This is a genomic window from Cryobacterium sp. TMB3-10 (assembly GCF_004402305.1).
Taxonomy (GTDB): Bacteria; Actinomycetota; Actinomycetes; order Actinomycetales; family Microbacteriaceae; genus Cryobacterium; species Cryobacterium zongtaii.
The window spans coordinates 144,650-164,392 of record NZ_SOGH01000021.1 but is presented as its reverse complement, the minus strand read 5'-3'; the positions used below and the strand labels follow the sequence as shown (position 1 = coordinate 164,392).

Here is a 19,743-nt window from a genome sequence, read left to right as displayed (position 1 = left end):
TTCCAAAGGAATCTCTTTCGCGGTATCCCCTAGAAAGGGACCCTACGACCGAGGTTTTTGGCATTTGACATTGTGCACGCTGTTGAGTTCTCAAGGATCGGACGCACCCAGCCGCCGGTCAATTGACCTTTGCACTGAGGCACTTCGATGTTGTTCTGTTTCCGTCAAGTCCGGCATCCGAATGAATTCGCTGCCAACACTTGGAAGTGGTCCCGCTTGAGGCCGGGAAGCTCTTCGGCTTTCCGCACCTGTGGGGTGACAAGAGATGACATTACGCGGGTTCCGAATGCCCCGCAATCCCGGGAGCATCCCGGGCGTGTCGCAGATAGACACCCGCCCGCAATGCGGTCGTAACCTGCCGGTCACACAGCGGGCGGGCGGGGCCTATTCGACGAAAACGCCGGCGAGGGTCTTCTTGCCACGACGGAGCACAGCCACTCCCCCGGGCAGGACCGATCCTTCAACGGTGGCCGTCTCATCGGTGACCTTCACGTTGTTCAGGTAAACGCCGCCCTGGCCGATCGCGCGGCGGGCTTCACCCAGGCTCTTGGTCAGTCCGGTGTCCACGAGTAGCTGCATCACCTGCGCCTGCGGGAACGTCGTGGTGTTCGGCAGCGCCCGAAGCGCCGACTCGAGGGTTTCGGCATCAAGATCGGCGAGCTCGCCCTGACCGAAGAGGGCCTGCGTGGCCCGAATGGCCGCATCCGTCGCCGAGACACCGTGCACCAGGCTGGTCACCTCGTAGGCGAGGGTGCGCTGGGCTTCGCGCTTGAACGGCTCGGTGTCCACCAGCTCCTCGAGCGCATCGATCTGCACGCGAGTGAGGAACGTGAAGATCTTGAGCCGGGCGATGACGTCGGCGTCGTCGGTGTTCAGCCAGAACTGGTACATCGCGTACGGGCTCGTGAGAGTGGGATCCAGCCATACCGCGTTCCCCTCGCTCTTGCCGAACTTGGTTCCGTCGGTGTTCGTGATCAGCGGGGTGCCGATCGCGTGCACGCTCGTGCCCTCCGCGCGGTGGATGAGGTCGGTGCCGCTGGTGAGGTTGCCCCACTGGTCGCTGCCCCCGGTCTGCAGCACACAGCCGTGGCTGCGGTAGAGCTCGAGGAAGTCCATGCCCTGCAGCACCTGGTAGCTGAACTCGGTGTAGCTGATGCCCGCGTCGGAATTGAGCCGTGCGCTCACCGCATCCTTCTTGAGCATGGTGCCCACCCGGTAGTACTTGCCGATGTCGCGCAGGAAGTCGATCGCCGACAGCGGCGCCGTCCAGTCGAGGTTGTTCACCAGGGTGACGGCGTTGTCGCCCTCGGCGCTGAGGAAGCGGGTGACCTGAGCCTGCAGGTAGCCGACCCACTCGTTGACGACCTCCGGAGTGTTCAGCGTGCGCTCCGCCGTGGGGCGCGGGTCGCCGATGAGCCCGGTGGAACCGCCGACGAGGCCGAGCGGCCGGTGGCCGGCTAGCTGCAGCCGACGCATCAGCAGGAGTTGAACCAGGTTGCCGAGGTGCAGGCTGGCCGCGGTGGGGTCGAAGCCGCAGTAGTACGTGATCGGGTCTCCGGCGAGCAGGGCGCGCAGCGCCGACTCATCGGTGGAAACGTGGACCAGGCCACGCCAGGAGATTTCCTCCCAGACGTCGGCGAAGGTGGGATCGTTGGCTTGCTGAGCAAGGATGCTGGGGTCTGACACGAAGCCAGATTACCAGCGCAGGCGGCCGGGTTCTCGGGATTCAGCCTCCGACACGGGCCGGATATCAAGCCCTGAAGCTAAATACAGCTGGATTAATGCTTGAAGCTTGATTAGGCTGTGATTAGGACGGAGGCTTAACCCATGTTTGTGATTACCGCCGATCAAATCGACAGCCGCCATGATCGTGATCGCGCCAGCGACATGATCGCCGAGTTGGTGCAGCGCCACGCCGAGGCTTTCACGCTGCCCCCCGACCAGACCTCCGGCGACGAGATCCAGCTCCTCGTCGGCACGGCCGCCGACGCGTTCGCTATTTTGCTCGATCTGCACCGCACCGGATTCTGGAGCGTCGGGGTGGGCGTCGGCCCGGTGCGTACCCCGCTGCCGGCCACCACCCGGCAGGCCACGGGTGACGCGTTCATCGCCGCCAGGGCCGCGGTGACCCGGGCCAAACGGGCCGAGGCCCGCTTCGCGCTGGACACCCCGCCCGCCGCGGACCGGCCCGGAACTTCGACAGCCACGGAAGTGGAGGCACTCGTGACGATGCTGCTCCTGCTGCGCCAGCGCCGCAGCGGTGAGGGGTGGGAGGCGGTGGACCTGCTCGAGAACGGGCTCGCGCAGACCGACATCGCCCGCAGGCTCGGCATCTCCACGGCCGCGGTGAGCCAGCGGGTGAAAAGCGCGCAGTGGAAGGTGGAGCGCGCCGCGCACCGGGCACTGGTTAGGCTGCTAGACAATCTTGACAGTGGCACCCTCACCAGTGACACCCTCGACAACGACACCCACGACAGCGACACCAGTGAAATGGATGGCCTCCGCCGATGAATGCCCTGACTTCCCTCGACGTCGTGCAGTACCTGTACTGGGTGCTCCTGCTCCTGGTCACAATGGCCTCGTTGATCCTGGCCGTCCTCGCCTTCCGGCTGGGTAAGCAGCCGTTCGCGATCGCGTCGGCCGGGGCGTTGGGCGGGGCCCTGCTGCTCGCCGCCCTCCCCCTCGGGGAGGCGCCGGTGGTCTTCGGGGTGGTCATCGGCCTGGCCGCGCTGGCGTTGGCCGTGATCGGCGGCGGTCCGGCCGCCGTACTGGCCCTGCAGCTGGCCACGAAGAACTCGGTGGCGCCCGGCAGCCACGGCGGCATCCTCGTCGGCACCGAGTCCTCCCCCGCCGCCGACACGGCATCCGTCGGCGATGCGGTCCCGTCGACTGCGGTGCACGAGGTGCTGCGCGGCGGTCTCACCATCGGCATCCTGGAGCGTTTGGCCGTCGCCGGCGCCATCCTGGCGGGCTTTCCCGAGGCCCTCGCCGTTGTCGTCGCGATCAAGGGCGTCGGCCGTTTCACCGAGCTGGCATCCTCTGAGGCGCGCGAACGGTTCATCATCGGTACATTCGCCAGCCTCATCTGGGCGTGCGCCTGCGCCATCCTTGTGAGCCTCGCGCAGTCCTGACGCCGGCTGCGGCCGCCCGCACACATGAATACAAGCCCGGCCCGCAGGATCATCCTGCGGGCCGGGCTTGTTGGTTGCGGGGTGCTTAGTCTTCGAGCACCGCGTCGAGGGTGATCTCCACGCCGGTGAGCGCCTTGCTGACCGGGCAGTTCTCCTTCGCGGCCTGCGCCGCGGCGAGGAAGGTCTCACTGTCGATGCCGGAAACCTCACCGGAGACGGTGAGGTGGATGCCGGTGAGGCGAAAGCCACCGGCGGGGTCGGCACCGAGGGTGACATCCGCGGAGACGTCCAGGGCCTCGATGGTTCCGCCACTGGCGGCCAGTTCGGCGGAGAGCTGCATGGAGTAGCAGGCGGAGTGGGCGGCGCCGAGCAGTTCCTCAGGGCTGGTGATCCCATTGGCGTCGTCAGCGGCGCGCCGGGGGAACGACACGTCGTGGGTGCCGAGCTGCGAGCTCGTCAGTTCGACCTGGCCTGCGCCGTCGTCGAGAGTTCCGGTCCAGGCTGTGCGGGCGGTACGTGTGGGCATTGATGCTTCCTTCTGTGTCGCTTTTCTGGGGATAGCCAGAGTAACTGGCCGGTAGGTATGAGAATCATTGGAGTGCGTGCGGATGCCGTCGGTACGCGGACACCGTCCGGTCCCCCGGAATCCAGAACCGCCAGGCGTACTCGGTGCCGCCGCCGGGGCCGCTCACTCCGGTCCGCGGGCCGGTCTGCACCGCCGGAGCCTCCTCGGCCAGGCTCAGCTCGAACGGTTCGGCGCCGAGGTCGGCACCGTCCTGGTGCAGCCCGATTCCCAACGCCTGGGTGAGGCGGGCCGGACCGCGCGCCAGGTCCCGCACAGCCACCGTCGGACCGCGACGGGCGCGAGCCGCCTCGTGGCCCGCCACGATCTCGCCGGCCCGCAGCAGCACCGCCGACGCCTCGCCCTCGGGAGAGCAGACGATGTTGGCGCACACGTGCATGCCGTAGCTGAAGTACGCGTACAGGTGACCCGGCGGCCCGAACATGGTGGTGTTTCGATCGGTGCGCCGACGGAAGGCGTGCGAGCCGGGGTCCGTTCCGGCCAGGTACGCCTCCACCTCGGTGATGCGCAGCACGGTGTCGCCGTGCCGGAGCAGGCCGCCCAGCAGCAGCGGAGCCACGTCGACCGCGCCCCGGGCGAACAGGTCAGGGTCGACGGTCATCCGCAGCGTTTTCGTCGGGGCGTGCCGGTGCTCAGCGGTACGCTCAGCGAGCCAACGCCGTGGCCAGGGAATGCACCCGGGCCACCAGGGCGGCGCGCTGCTCGGCGACGCGCACGGGCGCGGTGCCGGCCTGGCCGTCACGGCGGTTGACCGAGCCCTGGATGGTGAGCACCTCGCGCACCTCGGGAACGAGGTGCGGCGAGATCTCCGCGAGTCCGGCGTCGTCGATCTCGTGCAGGTCGAGGCCCTGGGCCTCGGCGACCTTCACCAGGGTGCCGGTGATCTCGTGCGCGTCCCGGAAGCTGACGTGCCGTTTCACCAGCCACTCCGCAACATCCGTGGCCAGCGAGAAGCCCTGCGGCGCCAACTCGGCCATGCGCTCGGTGTGGAAGGTAATCGTGGCGATCATGCCCGTGAACGCGGGCAGGAGCACCTCGAGGGTTTCGATGGAATCGAAAACCGGCTCCTTGTCCTCCTGCAGGTCGCGGTTGTACGCCAGCGGCAGGCCCTTGAGAGTGGTGAGCAGCCCGGTGAGGTTGCCGATCAGCCGACCGGACTTACCGCGCGCGAGCTCGGCGATGTCGGGGTTCTTCTTCTGCGGCATGATCGACGACCCCGTGGAGTACGAGTCGTGCAGGGTGACGAAACCGAACTCGCGGGTGTTCCAGAGGATGATCTCCTCGGCCAGGCGGGACAGGTCGATGCCGATCTGCGCCGTGATGTAGGCGAATTCGGCCACCAGGTCGCGGCTGGCGGTGCCGTCGATGGAGTTCTCCACGACGGCGCCGAACCCGAGTTCGGTGGCGATGAGGGTCGCGTCGAGGCCGAGGGTGTTGCCGGCCAGCGCGCCGGAGCCGTACGGGGAGAAATTCGCCCGCTTGTTCCAGTCGGTGAACCGTTCGAGGTCGCGCACCAGCGGCCAGCAGTGCGCGAAGAGGTGGTGGGCCAGCAGCACCGGTTGCGCGTGCTGCAGGTGCGTGCGGCCGGGCATGATGGCGGTCTCGTTCGCCTCGGCCTGCGCGGCGAGGGCGTCGATGAGGTCAACGACGAGCCGGGCGATGACGGCGGCGTGGTCGCGCAGCAGCATCCGCACCAGGGTGGCGACCTGGTCGTTGCGGCTGCGGCCGGCGCGCAGCTTGCCGCCGAGTTCGGTGCCGACGATGTCGATCAGCCCGCGCTCCAGCGCCGAGTGCACGTCTTCGTCGGTCGGGGCCGGCTGGAACCGGCCATCGTTGACGGCCTCATCGAGGGTGTCCAGGCCGGCGAGCATGCCGGCCAGTTCGTCCTCGGTGAGGTAGCCGGCAGCGGCCAGGGCACGCGCGTGGGCGCGCGACCCGCGGATGTCGTACCCGGCCAGCTGCCAGTCGAAATGGGTGGATTTGCTGAGGCGCGCCAACTCCGGCGACGGTCCGCCGGCGAAGCGGCCGCCCCAGAGGGCGCCCGCCTCACCCGCACGGTTGATGCTCGTGTCGCCGGTCATGCCGGGACCTACTTCGCGGCCTGGTCGCGGCGGGCCGCGATCTTGCTCGGCAGGCTCCACAGCTCGATGAAGCCCTTGGCCATCGACTGGTCGAACGAGTCGCCGGTGTCGTAGGTGGCCAGGTCGAAGTCGTACAGGCTCTGCTTGCTCTGACGCCCGGTGACGACGGCGGTGCCGGCGTGCAGCGTCATCCGGATGTCGCCGGAGACGTACTTCTGGGTGTCGTCGATGAAGGCGTCCAGCGACTTCTTCAGGCCGGAGAACCAGAGGCCGTCGTAGACGAGCTCGCTCCACTTGGCTTCGACGCCGCGCTTGTAGCGGGCGACGTCGCGCTCGACGGTGACGTTCTCGAGCTCTTCGTGCGCCGTGATCAGGGCGATTCCGGCCGGGGACTCGTAGACCTCGCGGCTCTTGATGCCCACGAGACGGTCTTCGACGATGTCGATGCGGCCGACACCCTGGTCGCCGGCGAGCTTGTTCAGCAGCACCACGGCCTCGAGCGGGGTGACCGGCTTGCCGTCAACGGCAACGGGAACACCCTGGTCGAAGGTGATGATGACCTCGGTGGCCTCACGCGGGATGGACGGGTCCTGCGTGTAGGTGTAGAGGTCCTCGATCGGCGCGTTCCACGGGTCTTCCAGGAAGCCGGTCTCGACGGCGCGACCCCAGACGTTCTGGTCGATGGAGTACGGGCTCTTCTTCGACTGCGCGATCGGCAGGTTGTGCAGCGCGGCGTACTCGATTGCCTTGTCGCGGGTCAGCGCGAAGTCGCGCACCGGAGCGAGCGAGGTGAGCTCGGGAGCCAGGGCGGTGACGGCGGCTTCGAAGCGCACCTGGTCGTTGCCCTTGCCGGTGCAGCCGTGCGCGACACTGTCGGCGCCGAGGGCGCGGGCGGTGGCGGCGAGGTGCTTGGCGATCAGCGGGCGGCTGATCGCGGAGACCAGCGGGTACCGCTTCTGGTACAGCGCATTGGCCTTGAGCGCCGGGACGATGTAGTCGTTGGCGAATTCGTCCTTGGCGTCGACGACGATCGACTCCACGGCGCCGCAGTCGAGGGCGCGCTGTCGGATGACATCCATGTCCTCGCCCTCTTGTCCGACGTCGACAGCCAGTGCGACGACCTCTTTGCCGGTGGCGTCCTTCAGCCAGCCGATGCCCACCGAGGTGTCAAGGCCCCCGGAATATGCCAGTACAACCCGCTCAGCCATGGTTCTCCTTCATAAGTTTTGCGTGATTCAAGTTTATTGGTGGTGCGTGCGAGCCGGCGGTTAGCGCGCGTTGTGCGCGAGCAGCCAGACGAGCAGCGCCTTCTGGGCGTGCAGGCGGTTTTCCGCCTCGTCCCAGATGATGCTCTGCGGACCGTCGATGACGTCGGCCGTGACTTCGTAACCACGGTCGGCCGGCAGGCAGTGCATGAAGTGCGCGTCGGGTTTGGCCAGGGCCATCAGGTCGGCGTCGACGCGGTAGCTGCCGAGGGAGCCGAGCCGGATGGCCTTTTCCTCTTCCTTGCCCATCGACACCCAGGTGTCGGTGATGACGACATCAACGCCGGCAACGGCCGCGGCCGGGTCGGTGAACAGGGCCACGGAACCGCCGGTCTGGGCGGCGATGGCCTCCGCGTCGGCGACGACCTGCGGGTCGGGTGTGTACCCGGCCGGCGAGGCGATGCGCACGTGCATGCCGGCAGTCGCCCCGGCGAGCAGGTAGGACTGCGCCATGTTGCACGCGCCGTCACCGAGGAAGGTCAGGGTCTGACCGGCGAGGTCGCCGCGGTGCTCCCGGATGGTGAGCAGGTCCGCGAGCAACTGGCAGGGGTGGAAGTCGTCGGAGAGCGCATTGACCACGGGCACCGTGGTGTTCAGGGCCATCTCTTCAAGTCCGGCCTGGCCGTAGGTGCGCCACACGATCGCGGCGACCTGACGCTCGAGCACCCGGGCAGTGTCAGCGGCGGTTTCCTTGCCGCCGAGCTGGCTGCTCGCGGTGCTGATGATCAACGGGCTGCCGCCGAGGTCGGCGATGCCGACGGCGAACGAGACCCGGGTGCGGGTGGAGGACTTGTCGAAGATCACAGCGACAGTTTTCGGTCCGGCCAGCGGCTGGACCGAGAATCGGTCTCGCTTCAGTTCCAGGGCCAGATCGAGGATCTCGGCCTGTTCGGCCGGAGAAATGTCGTCGTCGCGCAAGAAATGGCGGGTCACGGGGTCACTTTCGCTGAATTCTGAGGTGTAATGCGGGATTCCTCCACCTTATCTCGTGGCGGGTTACCTAGTGGCGGGCACGAGACCCGAACTGGTCACACGGGCCAGGGCCGCCCGAAAACGCTCGTCGAAGTCGGCCAGCTCGGCATCACCGACGATCAGTGGCGGTGCGATCCGGATGCTGAATTCGTTCGCGGCGTTCACGATCAGGCCTTCAACCAGCGCGGCGGCGGCCAGCTTGAGGGCCACCGGTTCGCTCAGGCCGATGCCCAGCAGCAGCCCGCGGCCACGCACTTCACTGATCAGGGGCGAATCCATGCCGACGATGAGCTCACGGATCTCCTCGCCGCGACGGGCGGCGTTGCCGACGAGGTCGTCGCGTTCGATGACGCCCAGCACCGCATTGGAGGTGGCCGTGACGAACGGGTTACCGCCGAAGGTGGAGCCGTGCTGGCCGCGGAGGAACAGGTCGCTCGTGTCGCCGAAGGTGACGAGCGCTCCGATCGGCACTCCCCCACCGATGCCCTTGGCGACAGTGACGGCATCCGGCACCACGTTGGAGTGTTCGTAGGCGAACCACTTGCCCGTGCGGCCGGCGCCGGTCTGCACCTCGTCGATGATGAGCAGCACGCCGTGCTGGGTGCAGAGCTCGCGGGCACGGCGCAGGTAGCCCTCCGGCAGGTCGATGACGCCGGCCTCACCCTTGACGGGTTCGAGGAACAGTGCGGCGACGGTGTCGTCCAGTTCACGCTCGAGGGCGGCGATGCTGGTCTCGATGTGCTGCACACCACCGGGAACGGGTTCGAACGGGGCGCGCATCAGCGGCTTGCCGGTGAGGGCGAGCGCGCCCATGGTGCGGCCATGGAACGAGTCGTTCAGCGCGAGGATCCGGCTGCGGCGACCGCCGGCGGTGTTCAGCCGGGCGAGCTTGAACGCGGCCTCGTTGGCCTCGGCTCCGGAATTGCAGAAATAGACCCGGCCGGCGTCGCCCGCACCGGTGAGGCGTTTGAGCCGCTCGGCCAGCTCGATCTGCGACGGCGAGGCGAAGTAGTTGGAGATGTGCGCGAGGGTGCCGATCTGCTGCTGGGCGGCGGCGACCATGTCGGGGTGGGCGTGGCCGAGGGAGTTGACGGCGATGCCGGCCAGGAAGTCGAGGTATTTGGTGCCGTTCTCGTCCCAGACGTAGCAGCCCTCACCGCGCACCAGCACGGCCAGCGGGGGCGACAGGGTTTTCATCATTGCGTCTGCGTAGCGTTCGTGCAGGGTCATGCGGGAACCACCTCAGTACCGATACCGCTTCCGGTGAAGATTTCGACCAGGATCGAGTGCGGCACTCGACCATCGATGATCGCCGCTTTGGCGACGCCGCCCTCGACGGCGTCCAGGCAGGCTGTCATCTTGGGGATCATTCCCGATTCGAGATCGGGAAGCAGGGTGCGGAGCGCATCGACGTCGATGACCGACACGAGAGAGTCGCGGTTGGGCCAGTCGCTGTACAGGCCGGCCACGTCGGTGAGGATCACGAGCTTGGCGGCGTTCAAAGACACGGCGAGGGCCGCGGCGGCGGCATCCGCGTTGACGTTGAGCGACTGGCCCGGCACCTCAACGTCCGGCGCGATCGACGAGACCACCGGAATCCGGCCGGCGCTCAGCTGCGCGTGCACGGCCTCGGGATCGACGCCGATCACGTCACCGACCAGGCCGAGGTCCACCTCTTCGCCGTCGATGACGACACCGCGGCGGCGTCCGCGGAACAGGCCGGCGTCTTCGCCGCTGAGGCCGGCGGCGAGGGGGCCGTGCGCGTTGATGTGGCTGACCAGGTCGCGGTTGATCTGTCCGGTGAGCACCATCCGCACCACGTCCATGGCCTCGGGGGTGGTGACCCTGTAGCCACCGCGGAATTCACTCTCGATACCGAGGCGGGCGAGCATCGCGGAGATCTGCGGGCCGCCGCCGTGCACCACGACGGGGCGGATGCCCGCGTAGCGGAGGTACACCATGTCCTCGGCGAACGCGCGCTGCAGTTCCTCGCTGACCATGGCGTTGCCGCCGAACTTGACGACGATGATCTGGTCGTGGAACTTCTTCAGCCAGGGCAGGGCCTCGATCAGCGTGGCGGCCTTGACCTTCGCCTCCGCGGGGGTGTTGTCGACGTCGTCGAGGGTGGGAACCTGTGGCGGTGTGGCGGGAGTGGCGGTGCTCATCGGCTCGGTGCTCATCAGCTGGAGTACGCGCTGTTCTCTTCGACGTAGTCGTGGGTGAGGTCGTTGGTCCAGATCGTGGCGCCCGCGGTGCCGGCGTGCAGGTCGATGACCACCGAAACGGCGCGCGGGGTGAGGTCGACCAGCTCGCGCGGCTGGTCCGGCTCGCCCGCCGTACAGACCTGGATGCCGTTGATGGCCACATCGATGCCATACGGGTCGAATGCCGCGTCGGCCTCGGGGATGGTGCCCACCGCGGCGAGCACCCGGCCCCAGTTGGGGTCGTTGCCGTAGATCGCGGCCTTGAACAGATTGCTGCGCGACACGGCGCGGGCCACCGTGACGGCCTCGGTTTCGGACGCGGCGTTACAAACCTCGATAGCCACATCGTGCGAGGCGCCCTCGGCGTCGCCCTGAAGCTGCAGGGTCAGGTCGCGGCACAGGTTGGTGAGCGCGGTGGTGAATTCTTCGGGGTCCGCGTCGACGCCGCTGGCGCCGGAGGCCAGCAGGCTGACGGTGTCGTTGGTGGACATGCAGCCGTCGGAGTCGAGCCTGTCGAAGGTGACTCTGGTGGCTTGCCGCAACGCGGCATCCAGCTGTGCGGAGGACAGGACGGCGTCGGTGGTGATCACGACGAGCATGGTGGCCAGGCCGGGGGCGAGCATCCCGGCACCCTTGGCCATCCCGCCGATGGTCCAGCCGGCCGGGGACACCTGGGTGGCCTGCTTGGGCCGGGTGTCGGTGGTCATGATCGCCTGCGCGGCGGCGAGGCCTGCGGAGGCGGATGATGCGGCGGCGTCCTTGAGTGCCACGCCGGCGTCGAAGACGCCCGCGGTGATCTTGCCGAGGTCGAGCTGCTCCCCGATCAGGCCGGTGGAACAGACCAGAACGTCGCCGGAGGAGACCTGGAGCTGTTCGGCGACGGCCTCGGCCGTGGCGTGGGTGGTCTGGAAGCCGATGCTGCCGGTGTAGCAGTTGGCGCCGCCGGAGTTGAGGACGATGGCGCTGACGCGGCCGTCGCTCATCACCTGCTGGCTCCAGATGATCGGGTTGGCCTTGCACCGGTTGCTGGTGAACACCGTCGCGGCGTTGGCGAGCGGGCCGAGGTTGGCGACGATGGCCAGGTCGAGGCCACCGGACTTCTTGAGGCCGGCGGTGACGCCGGCGGCGGCGAATCCGGCGGGGGCGGTGACGCTCACGGGGCAACTCCATTCGTGCTGAGACCCCGGGTTTCGGGCAGCCCCAGGGCAATGTTGGCGGACTGGATGGCGGCGCCGGCGGTGCCCTTGACGAGGTTGTCGACGGCGGTGACCGTGACCACCCGGCCGGCGGCTTCGTCGATCGCGAGGCCGATGAGGGCGGTGTTGGCGCCGAGAACGTCGGCGGTACGCGGGAACTGTCCGGTCGGCAGGACGTGCACGAACGGTTCGTCGGCGTAGAGGGATTCCCAGGCGTGGCGCACGGCGGCGGCGCTGGTGCCAGGTACCAGGCGGGCCGTCGAGGTGGCGAGAATGCCGCGCGACATCGGCACGATCACCGGGGTGAACGACACGGTGGGCCCGGTCGCGCCGGCCCAGCGCAGGCTCTGCTGGATCTCGGGGATGTGCCGGTGGCTGCCGCCGACGGCGTAGGGGTTGGCGGAGCCGAGGATCTCGGCGGCGAGATTGGGCACCTTGAGGCTCTTACCGGCGCCGGAGGGGCCGACGGCGAGCACGGCGACGATGTCGGCCGGTTCGATCACGCCCGCGAGGATGCCGGGGGCCAGGGCGAGGGCGACCGTGCTGGCGTTGCAGCCCGGCGCGGCGATGCGGCGGGCGCCGATCAGCCGGTCACGTTGCCGGCCGCCGGCGACGGGCAGTTCGGGCACACCGTAGGCCCAGGCGCCGAAGTAGTCGCCGCCGTAGAACGCGGCCCAGTCGGCCTCGCTCTCGAGGCGGTGGTCCGCGCCGCAGTCCACCACGAGGGTGTCGGCACTCAGTTGGGTGGTCAGTGCCCCGGATGCGCCGTGCGGGAGGGCGAGGAAGACGACGTCGTGGCCGGCCAGGGTGGTCGCATCCGTGTCGGCCAGCACGAGGTGGGACAGTGAGCGCAGGTGTGGTTGCACGTCGACCAGGCGCTGGCCGGAGTTGCTGTGCGCAGTGACCGTGCGCACCTCGAAATCGGGGTGAGCGGCCAGCAAACGCAGCAGCTCACCGCCCGCATACCCGCTGGCGCCCGCAACCGCTACCGAAAAGACCATGGACCAAACCTACCCGGCCGCCAGCACAGCCCGACAATCGCGCATTGCCCAATGAAGCCCCGCGGCACGCGCAAGTCCCCGCGGCAAGCGCAAGTCTCCGCGGCACGTGCAAACCCCCGCGGCACGCGCAAGTCCCCGCGGCACGCGCACCAAAACGTGCCGCCGCACTCGGGACGTGCCGCCACGCTCGAGACCTGCCGCCACGCAGCCCGACCGGATCAACCCGGTTCGGCGAAAGGAGTGACGGCAGGGCTCGGCAGCGTCGAAATTATTCGCGTAGGTGCGCTCCGTAGCGGGCGGCGGCGAGCTGCACGCCGGCCAGCTTCGCGTCGCTGGCCTCTGCGGCGGTGAGGGTGCGGTCCGGCGCCCGGAACCGCAGCGCGAAGGTGAGCGACTTCTGCCCGGCCTCGATGCCCGTTCCGCGGTAGTCGTCGACCAGCTCGATGCTTTCCAGCAACGTGCCGCTGCCCTCCCGCACGGCCGTGAGCACGTCCCTGGCCGGAACCTGCACACCCACCACGAGCGAGAGGTCCTGGGTGGCGGCGGGCTTGGTGCCGATCACGGTGGCCTGCAGCTCCCCGGTGACCTGGGCAAAGACCGCGGACAGGTTGAGCTCGACGACCGCGACCACGGCGGGCAGGTCGGCGCCGCGGGCCACGGCGGGCAGCAGTTCGCCCGCGAAGCCCACCGACAGCTCGCCGGCATCCGTGGCCACGAACAGCTCGGCGGTGCGGCCGGGGTGCATGGCCTGGTGGGTGCCCTGGCGCACCAGGATCGGCAGGCCGACCGCGAGGCCGATCTGCGCTACGGCGGTGAGGGCGTCCTGCCAGGATGCGGCGATGGGTGCCTGGCCGGGCTGGTGCCGCACGGTGTTGCCGAGCAGCACGATACCGGCGGTGAACGGCTGCGGCGGGATGCCGGCGTTCAGTTTCGCCTCGAGTTCGGCGCTGGGCCGCACCGCGGCCGGCGGCACGATGGTGCTGCCGTAGCTGACGCCCTCGACCGGGCGGAAGACCGAGCCGAGCTCGAAGATCGCCAGGTCGGTCGAGCCGCGGGACAGGTTGCGGTGTGCGATCTGCAGCAGGCCGGGCAGCATCGAGGTGCGCATGAACGGGGCCTCGCCGTCGAGCGGGTTGGCGACCTTGATCTGCGGAACCGTGCTGCTGGCGGGGTCGCCGAACAGGTTGTTCGCCTTCTCGGCGACGAACGGGTAGGCCAGCACCTCGGTGTGTCCGGTGGCGGCGAGCACCGTGGCGACCGAGCGCTTGAGCTGCTGGGTGCGGGTGAGGCCGCGGCCGGGCGGGGCGATGGGTAGCACAGACGGGATGCGGTCGTATCCGACGATGCGGGCGACCTCCTCGGCGAGGGTCCACTTGTCGGTGAGGTCCGGACGCCAACTCGGCGCGGTCACGGCCAGGCCGGTCGCGGTCTCGGTCATCGAGGCGCCGATCTCGGCCAGCGAGGTGCGCACCTCCTCGCGGGTGTACTCCAAGCCGATCAGGCCGGAGACGAAGCCGGTGGGCAGGTCGATCGGGGCACGCTCCGGGGTGGCGTCGTGCAGCGAGCCGAGTCCGTCGGCCACTCCCCCGGCGAGTTCCACGAGAAGCTGCACCACCCGGCCGGCAGCCACGGCGGCAACCTCGGGGTCGACGCCGCGCTCGAACCGGCGGGACGCTTCGCTGGGCAGCTTGTGCCGGCGGGCGGTGCGTGCGATCGACACCGGGTCGAAGTTCGCGGCTTCGATCAGCACGTTGGTGGTTCCTGCGCCGATCTCGGTGGTCGCGCCGCCCATCACACCGGCGAGGCCGATCGGGCCGGACCCGTCGGTGATCAGCAGGTCTTCGGGGTTGAGGGTGCGGGTGACGTCGTCGAGGGTGACGAGCTTCTCGCCGGGCTGCGCGCGACGCACGACGAGGCCGCCGGTGAGCTTGTCGAGGTCGTAGCCGTGGATCGGCTGGCCGAGTTCGATCATCACGTAGTTGGTGATGTCCACGATCAGCGAGATCGAACGGATCCCGGCCAGCTTGAGCCGGGCGATCAGCCAGGCCGGCGACGGCCGGGTGGGGTCGACGCCGCGCACGACGCGGGTGACGAAGACGCTCGCGCCGATGCGGTCGCGGATCGGGGCGGTGTCCTCAATCGAGACCGGGAAGACCTCGGTGGACGCTGTCGCGGTGACGGCCAGGGCCGGGTCGCGGAAGGTCGCTCCGGTGGCGTGCGAGTACTCGCGGGCCACTCCGCGGATCGAGAAGGCGTAGCCGCGGTCGGGGGTGACGTTGATCTCCACGGCGGAGTCGTCCAGGCCCAGCAGGCTGATCGCATCCGTGCCCACCTCGGGGTCGAGCCCGAGGTCGCCGAGCACCAGGATGCCGGCGTGCTCGTCGCCGAGGCCGAGCTCACGGGCCGACGCGATCATGCCGTCGGAGACGTGGCCGTAGGTCTTGCGCGGCGCGATCGGGAACGGGCCGGGCAGCACGGCGCCGGGCAGGGTCACGACGACCTTGTCGCCGACGACGAAGTTGTGCGCGCCACAGACGATGCCGTGAATGGCGGGGCCGCCGTCGGCGGCGAGTTCGCCGTCCGCGGCGACGCGCACCTGGCACCAGTTGATGGTCTTGCCGTTGGTCTGCATCTCACCGACGAACTCGAGAACCTGGCCGACCACGATGGGTCCGGTCAACTCGAAGCGGTGGATCTCTTCTTCTTCCAGGCCCACGCTCACCAGGGCGGCGTGCACGGCTTCGGGGGTGGTGCCGGGTTCGAGGTCGACGAATTCGCCAAGCCAGCTCAGGGGAACGCGCATCAGACGGCCATCCCATACTGCTGGCTGAACCGAACGTCGCCTTCGACCATGTCGTGCATATCCTTCACATCGTTGCGGAACATCAGTGCTCGTTCGACGCCGACGCCGAACGCGAATCCGGAGTAGACCTCGGGGTCCAGGCCGGCGGAGCGCAGCACATTGGCGTTGACCATGCCGCAGCCGCCCCACTCGATCCAGCGGGCACCGTCCTTGAAGGTGGGGTGCCAGAGGTCGAGCTCGGCGCTCGGCTCGGTGAACGGGAAGTAGTTGGGGCGCAGGCGCACCTTGGCTTCGTCGCCAAACAGGGCCTTGACGAAGTGGTCGAGGGTGCCGCGCAGGTGCGCCATGGTGAGGCCCTTGTCCACGGCGATGCCCTCGATCTGGTGGAACACCGGGGTGTGGGTCGCGTCGAGCTCGTCGGTGCGGTAGACCCGGCCGGGCGCGATGCGGTACACGGGCGGCTCGGTGCCGAGCAGCGCGCGCAGCTGCACGGGCGAGGTATGGGTGCGCAGCACCAGGTGCGCCTCGGGCGGGTCGATGAAGAAGGTGTCCTGCATGGCGCGGGCCGGGTGGTCCTCGTCGAAGTTGAGCGCGTCGAAGTTGAACCACTCGCTCTCGAGCTCTGGTCCTTCGGCGACCTCCCAGCCCATGCCCACGAACACGTCAGAAACGCGTTCCTGCAGCAGGGTGAGCGGATGGCGCGCGCCGGCCCGCCAAGTGGAGGCGGCGGCGGTGACGTCGACGGCTTCAGCGGCGAGCTGGGCGGTGGCCTCGGCTTCGACGATGGCGGCTTCGCGGGCGCCCAGCGCCTGGTTCACCCGGGCGCGGGCCTGGCCGACGAGCTTCCCGGCGGCGGCCTTCTGGTCGCCGGGCACGCTGCGCATGAGGGCGTTCAGCGCGGCCAGCGGCGAGGCCTCGCCGACGTGCGCCGAGCGCACGGCCTTGAGGGCGACGGAGTCAGTCGCGGCGTCGATGGCCGCGAGGGCGGCGTCGACGGCCGCGGTGACAACGGGTTCGGATATTTCAGTGGGGGCAGACACGAGACCCAAGTTTAGTGCCCGGCCGCGGGTGGGCTGCGGCCGGGCACAACGTGGTCGGGTCAGCGGCCGGAGTCTCCGCCGTCGGCACCGGCACCTACACCGGCACCCGCACTCAGTGAGCTATCGGGAATCGGCTCCGGCGCCATGGGGCCGATCAGTTTGCCTGACTTGGGGCCTGAACGCCGGGCGATGAACCGCGCGAACCACGACAGGGACAGGTTCATGGCCAGGTAGATCACGAGGACTACGAGGAAGAAGGAGAAGAAGTACCGGTTACCGAAGTAGTCCGGCAGGTTGCGCGCGCCGACGCGCAACAGTTCGCTGTAGCCGACGACGAAGGCCAGCGAGGTGTCCTTGAGCAGCACCACGAGCTGCGCGATGATGATCGGCAGCATCTGACGGAACGCCTGCGGGAACTCGATGCGGAACCGGGTCGACAACGGGGTCAGGCCGATGGCGAGGCCGGCTTCGCGTTGACCGCGTGGCAGCGACTGGATGCCCGCTCGGAGCGCCTCACCGATGATTGCGCCGTTGTACAGGCCGAGGGCTGCGACACCGGCCCAGTATTGACCGCTGGAAAAGACCAGCAGGATGAAGAGCATCATCAGCAGGACGGGCATCCCGCGGACGAACTCGAGGATGATCGCAGCCGGGATCGCGATGGCCTTGTGGTCGGCCGCGCGGGCGAAGGAGAACACGACGCCAAGCACCAGTGCGATCACGGCGGCGACGCCGGCCATGCGTAACGTGGCGAGCACGCCCTCGCCGATCGATCGCCACACCTGGACGTCGGTGAAGACGTCCCATCGGGTCGGGTCCCAGAGACCGGGCTGCACGGCGCCGTTGGCGTTGGGCTTGGGGGCGCCGAGGGCGAGCACCAGCAGGGCCAGGCCCGCGAGGATGATCACGATACCGACAACGGAAATGACTCTGGAACGGGCGCGGGCCCTGGGCCCCGGCGCGTCGTACAGGACCGAGGTCATCGCAGCACCGCAACTTTCTTTTCCACCCGGGCGGCGATCTGCCCGAGCGTGATCGTGATGATCAGGTAGAAGAACGCCACGGCGAGCAGGATCGCGATGACGGCGTCGCCGCGGTCGTTGACGACCCGGCGGGCTGCCCCGAAGAGCTCGAAGACGAAGAAGGCGCCGGCGACGGAGGTGTTCTTCGTGAGTGCGATGAGAACGTTGATCAGAGGCGGGATCACCATGCGGATGGCCTGGGGCATGATCACGTAGGACAACGACTGTCCGAAGGTGAGGCCGACGCTGCGTGCCGCCTCGGCCTGGCCGACCGGGACCCCGTTGATGCCGGAGCGCAGCGCCTCGGCGATGAACGGCGAGGTATAGACCGTCAGACCGATCACGGCGAGGGGGAAGTAGCCTGGCGAGAATTGCAGGTACGGCAGCATGAAGGCGCAGAAGAACAGCACGAGGGTGAGCGGGGTGTTCCGCACGATTTCGGTGTAGACGGTTGCAAATCCGCGGAACGATGCGATGGGCGAGATTCGCAGGGCGGCGACGATGGTTCCGAGCACGAGCGCGCCGATGCCGGAGAGAATCAGCAACCCGAGCGTGTTCCGGAAGCCTTCCAGAAAGAGCGGCAGGTTTTCGATGACTGCGTCCATGACTCACCTCCTCTTCTGTGTTGGTCTTCAGTTGGGTCTGGGTGTTTCAAAAGCGGAAAAACTGCCGATCGGGGTGGCCGGTGCGGCCACCCCGATCGGTCGGTGCGGTGGTGCTAGTAGCGGTCGACCGCCGGCGGCTCAGGCGTTTCGAGCACGGAGCCCGCGGTGCCCTCCCAGGCCTCGGCCCAGGTGCCGTCCTCGTAGGCTTCTTCAAGAACGTCGTTGATGAAGTTGCGGAACTCGGTGTCGTCCTTGGCCAGGCCGATGCCGTAGGGCTCCGCGGTGAACGGGTTGCCGACAACCTCGAACTCACCGGCGTTCTGGTCGGCGAGGCCGGCCAGGATCACGTTGTCGGTGGTGACTGCGTCGACCTCGCCGCTGCGCAGCGGGCCGAGGCAGTTGGAGTAGGTGTCGGTCGCGATGACGTTGGTCGTGTACGCGGCGATGTTCTTCTCCGACGTCGAACCGCTCACGGTGCAAACCTTCTTGTCAGCGAGGTCCTCCGGTCCGGCGATGTCAGCTTCGTTACCCGCGAGAACGAGGAGATCCTGTCCAGCCTCGTAGTACGGGCCGGCAAAGGAGACAACTTCCTTGCGCGCGTCGTTGATCGTGTAGGTGGCGACGACCAGGTCGACGTCACCGTTCTGGATGAACGGCTCGCGGTTAGCGGACACGGTCTCGGTCCAGGTGATGCCCGACGCCTCAATGCCGAGCTTCGATGCGATGAGCTTGCCGATTTCGACGTCGAAGCCGACCGGGTCCCCATCCGGGCCCTTGAGGCCGAAGAGCGGCTGGTCGAACTTGGTGCCGATGGTGATCTCGCCGGCCTCGTTCAGCGCCGCCATGGTGGTGCCCTCATCGAAGGTCACCTCTTCCACGGGTGCCGCGGACGGCGTGCTTGCGCCCGAATCGGTGCAGCCGCTCAGCGCGAACGCTCCGGCCAGAGCGATGGCTGAGATCATTAGACCCTTGTTGCGTCTCATGGTTTCCTCCTGTGTGCTGTGTGTCTCGCCGACAGATTAGTGGGCAAGTATTTTGGAGAGGAAGTCCTTCGCTCTCGTGCTCTGGGGGTTGGTAAAGAATTTCTCCGGGGTGGTTTCCTCGACGATGTCACCCTCGGCCATGAAGATGACCCGATCGGCGGCCTTCCGGGCGAAGCCCATCTCGTGCGTGACGACGATCATGGTCATGCCCTCATTGGCGAGGTTGACCATCACTTCGAGCACCTCATTGATCATCTCGGGGTCGAGCGCGCTGGTGGGCTCGTCGAGCAGGATCACCTTGGGGTCCATGGCCAGGGCCCGGGCGATGGCCACACGCTGCTGCTGGCCACCGGAGAGCTGGGATGGCATCTTCTTGGCCTGGTTGGCAACCCCGACGCGTTCGAGCAACGCCATGGCCTTCTTCTCGGCGTCCGCCTTGCTCATGCCGCGCACCTTGATGGGGCCGAGCGTCACGTTCTCGAGCACGGTCTTGTGCGCGAAGAGGTTGAACGCCTGGAATACCATGCCCACGTCGGCCCGGAGATGGGCGAGGGCCTTGCCCTCGGCCGGCAGTTCCATGCCGTCGATGGTGATCGAGCCGGAGTCAATGGTCTCGAGCCGGTTGATGGCCCGGCACAGGGTGGACTTGCCCGAGCCGCTGGGACCGATGACCACCACGACCTCGCCGCGGGTGACGGTGGCATTGATGTTCTTCAGAACGTGCAGTTCCCCGTAGTGCTTGTTGACGTCCGTCATGACGACCAGGGGTTCGCCCCGGCGCACGGTGATGTTGGACGTCGCCGGTGATGCGTCTGTTGGCTCCATACCCTCCAACTTAGGCCCGTGCTGCCAGACCG

Annotated in this window: 18 protein-coding genes; 2 read left to right on the top strand and 16 right to left on the bottom strand. The window is 68.1% G+C overall.

Annotated features, from left to right (window positions below):
- Positions 1-384 precede the first annotated feature (384 nt).
- Complete coding sequence (tyrS, locus tag E3T22_RS12170) at positions 385-1,686, bottom strand: tyrosine--tRNA ligase (protein ID WP_134480665.1); 1,302 nt, start codon at positions 1,684-1,686, stop codon at positions 385-387.
- A gap of 141 nt (positions 1,687-1,827) precedes the next feature.
- Here tyrS and E3T22_RS12165 point away from each other — a divergent pair, with 141 nt between their 5' ends.
- Entirely contained in the window at positions 1,828-2,511 is a 684-nt protein-coding gene (locus E3T22_RS12165) for a DNA-binding protein (RefSeq protein ID WP_198414995.1), read from the top strand.
- Complete coding sequence (locus E3T22_RS12160; protein ID WP_088455758.1) at positions 2,508-3,131, top strand: hypothetical protein; 624 nt, start codon at positions 2,508-2,510, stop codon at positions 3,129-3,131. Before E3T22_RS12165 ends, E3T22_RS12160 begins: the two co-directional genes overlap by 4 nt.
- Positions 3,132-3,216: 85 nt before the next feature.
- Here E3T22_RS12160 and E3T22_RS12155 read toward each other — a convergent pair whose 3' ends face one another.
- The 15 genes from E3T22_RS12155 to E3T22_RS12085 all read right to left on the bottom strand — a co-directional run bounded on the left by E3T22_RS12155 (position 3,217) and on the right by E3T22_RS12085 (position 19,651).
- Positions 3,217-3,657 (bottom strand): OsmC family peroxiredoxin, encoded by a 441-nt coding sequence (locus E3T22_RS12155; RefSeq protein WP_088455757.1) that lies wholly within the window; start codon positions 3,655-3,657, stop codon positions 3,217-3,219.
- Between the two features lie 64 nt (positions 3,658-3,721).
- Entirely contained in the window at positions 3,722-4,315 is a 594-nt protein-coding gene (locus tag E3T22_RS12150; protein WP_134480664.1) for a DNA-3-methyladenine glycosylase, read from the bottom strand.
- Between the two features lie 43 nt (positions 4,316-4,358).
- Positions 4,359-5,795 (bottom strand): argininosuccinate lyase, encoded by a 1,437-nt coding sequence (gene argH, locus E3T22_RS12145; protein WP_103459410.1) that lies wholly within the window; start codon positions 5,793-5,795, stop codon positions 4,359-4,361.
- Positions 5,796-5,803: 8 nt separating this feature from the next.
- A complete protein-coding gene (locus E3T22_RS12140) occupies positions 5,804-7,003 on the bottom strand; it encodes an argininosuccinate synthase (RefSeq protein WP_088455754.1) in 1,200 nt (399 codons plus the stop codon).
- 60 nt (positions 7,004-7,063) lie between these two features.
- On the bottom strand, positions 7,064-7,993 hold the full coding sequence (gene argF / locus E3T22_RS12135; protein ID WP_134480663.1) for an ornithine carbamoyltransferase: 930 nt from the start codon (positions 7,991-7,993) through the stop codon (positions 7,064-7,066).
- 63 nt (positions 7,994-8,056) lie between these two features.
- Positions 8,057-9,262, bottom strand: a complete 1,206-nt coding sequence (locus E3T22_RS12130; RefSeq protein ID WP_134480662.1) for an acetylornithine transaminase — start codon at positions 9,260-9,262, stop codon at positions 8,057-8,059.
- Positions 9,259-10,197, bottom strand: coding sequence for an acetylglutamate kinase (gene argB, locus E3T22_RS12125; protein WP_088457930.1), 939 nt, complete (start codon positions 10,195-10,197; stop codon positions 9,259-9,261). The genes E3T22_RS12130 and argB overlap by 4 nt, the downstream gene beginning before the upstream one ends.
- Before the next feature lie 14 nt (positions 10,198-10,211).
- A complete protein-coding gene (argJ, locus tag E3T22_RS12120) occupies positions 10,212-11,393 on the bottom strand; it encodes a bifunctional glutamate N-acetyltransferase/amino-acid acetyltransferase ArgJ (RefSeq protein WP_134408904.1) in 1,182 nt (393 codons plus the stop codon).
- Positions 11,390-12,433 carry an N-acetyl-gamma-glutamyl-phosphate reductase gene (gene argC, locus E3T22_RS12115; protein ID WP_134480661.1) on the bottom strand — a complete coding sequence of 348 codons (1,044 nt, stop codon included), beginning with the start codon at positions 12,431-12,433 and terminating at the stop codon, positions 11,390-11,392. Before argC ends, argJ begins: the two co-directional genes overlap by 4 nt.
- Positions 12,434-12,701: 268 nt before the next feature.
- Positions 12,702-15,236: a phenylalanine--tRNA ligase subunit beta gene (gene pheT, locus E3T22_RS12110; RefSeq protein ID WP_134480660.1), complete on the bottom strand. Its 2,535-nt coding sequence runs from the start codon at positions 15,234-15,236 to the stop codon at positions 12,702-12,704.
- Entirely contained in the window at positions 15,236-16,276 is a 1,041-nt protein-coding gene (pheS, locus tag E3T22_RS12105; protein ID WP_088455748.1) for a phenylalanine--tRNA ligase subunit alpha, read from the bottom strand. The genes pheT and pheS overlap by 1 nt, the downstream gene beginning before the upstream one ends.
- Before the next feature lie 59 nt (positions 16,277-16,335).
- The gene (locus tag E3T22_RS12100) at positions 16,336-17,259 is read right to left on the bottom strand and encodes an amino acid ABC transporter permease (RefSeq protein WP_103480082.1); all 924 of its coding nucleotides are present in this window, start codon (positions 17,257-17,259) and stop codon (positions 16,336-16,338) included.
- Entirely contained in the window at positions 17,256-17,903 is a 648-nt protein-coding gene (locus tag E3T22_RS12095) for an amino acid ABC transporter permease (RefSeq protein ID WP_088455746.1), read from the bottom strand. Before E3T22_RS12095 ends, E3T22_RS12100 begins: the two co-directional genes overlap by 4 nt.
- A gap of 113 nt (positions 17,904-18,016) precedes the next feature.
- Positions 18,017-18,886 carry a glutamate ABC transporter substrate-binding protein gene (locus tag E3T22_RS12090; protein WP_134480659.1) on the bottom strand — a complete coding sequence of 290 codons (870 nt, stop codon included), beginning with the start codon at positions 18,884-18,886 and terminating at the stop codon, positions 18,017-18,019.
- Positions 18,887-18,922: 36 nt separating this feature from the next.
- The gene (locus tag E3T22_RS12085) at positions 18,923-19,651 is read right to left on the bottom strand and encodes an amino acid ABC transporter ATP-binding protein (RefSeq protein WP_174776253.1); all 729 of its coding nucleotides are present in this window, start codon (positions 19,649-19,651) and stop codon (positions 18,923-18,925) included.
- Positions 19,652-19,743: the final 92 nt, after the last annotated feature.

What these genes read in the sequence shown, in the direction of transcription:
- E3T22_RS12155 (WP_088455757.1), bottom strand. Translation starts at nt 3,657, where the DNA reads ATGCCCACACGTACCGCCCGCACAGCCTGGACCGGAACTCTCGACGAC.
- E3T22_RS12100 (WP_103480082.1), bottom strand. Translation starts at nt 17,259, where the DNA reads ATGACCTCGGTCCTGTACGACGCGCCGGGGCCCAGGGCCCGCGCCCGT.
- argC (WP_134480661.1), bottom strand. Translation starts at nt 12,433, where the DNA reads ATGGTCTTTTCGGTAGCGGTTGCGGGCGCCAGCGGGTATGCGGGCGGT.
- E3T22_RS12130 (WP_134480662.1), bottom strand. Translation starts at nt 9,262, where the DNA reads ATGACCCTGCACGAACGCTACGCAGACGCAATGATGAAAACCCTGTCG.
- pheT (WP_134480660.1), bottom strand. Translation starts at nt 15,236, where the DNA reads ATGCGCGTTCCCCTGAGCTGGCTTGGCGAATTCGTCGACCTCGAACCC.
- E3T22_RS12095 (WP_088455746.1), bottom strand. Translation starts at nt 17,903, where the DNA reads ATGGACGCAGTCATCGAAAACCTGCCGCTCTTTCTGGAAGGCTTCCGG.
- argH (WP_103459410.1), bottom strand. Translation starts at nt 5,795, where the DNA reads ATGACCGGCGACACGAGCATCAACCGTGCGGGTGAGGCGGGCGCCCTC.
- E3T22_RS12090 (WP_134480659.1), bottom strand. Translation starts at nt 18,886, where the DNA reads ATGAGACGCAACAAGGGTCTAATGATCTCAGCCATCGCTCTGGCCGGA.
- E3T22_RS12160 (WP_088455758.1), top strand. Translation starts at nt 2,508, where the DNA reads ATGAATGCCCTGACTTCCCTCGACGTCGTGCAGTACCTGTACTGGGTG.
- E3T22_RS12165 (WP_198414995.1), top strand. Translation starts at nt 1,828, where the DNA reads ATGTTTGTGATTACCGCCGATCAAATCGACAGCCGCCATGATCGTGAT.
- E3T22_RS12150 (WP_134480664.1), bottom strand. Translation starts at nt 4,315, where the DNA reads ATGACCGTCGACCCTGACCTGTTCGCCCGGGGCGCGGTCGACGTGGCT.
- argB (WP_088457930.1), bottom strand. Translation starts at nt 10,197, where the DNA reads ATGAGCACCGCCACTCCCGCCACACCGCCACAGGTTCCCACCCTCGAC.
- E3T22_RS12140 (WP_088455754.1), bottom strand. Translation starts at nt 7,003, where the DNA reads ATGGCTGAGCGGGTTGTACTGGCATATTCCGGGGGCCTTGACACCTCG.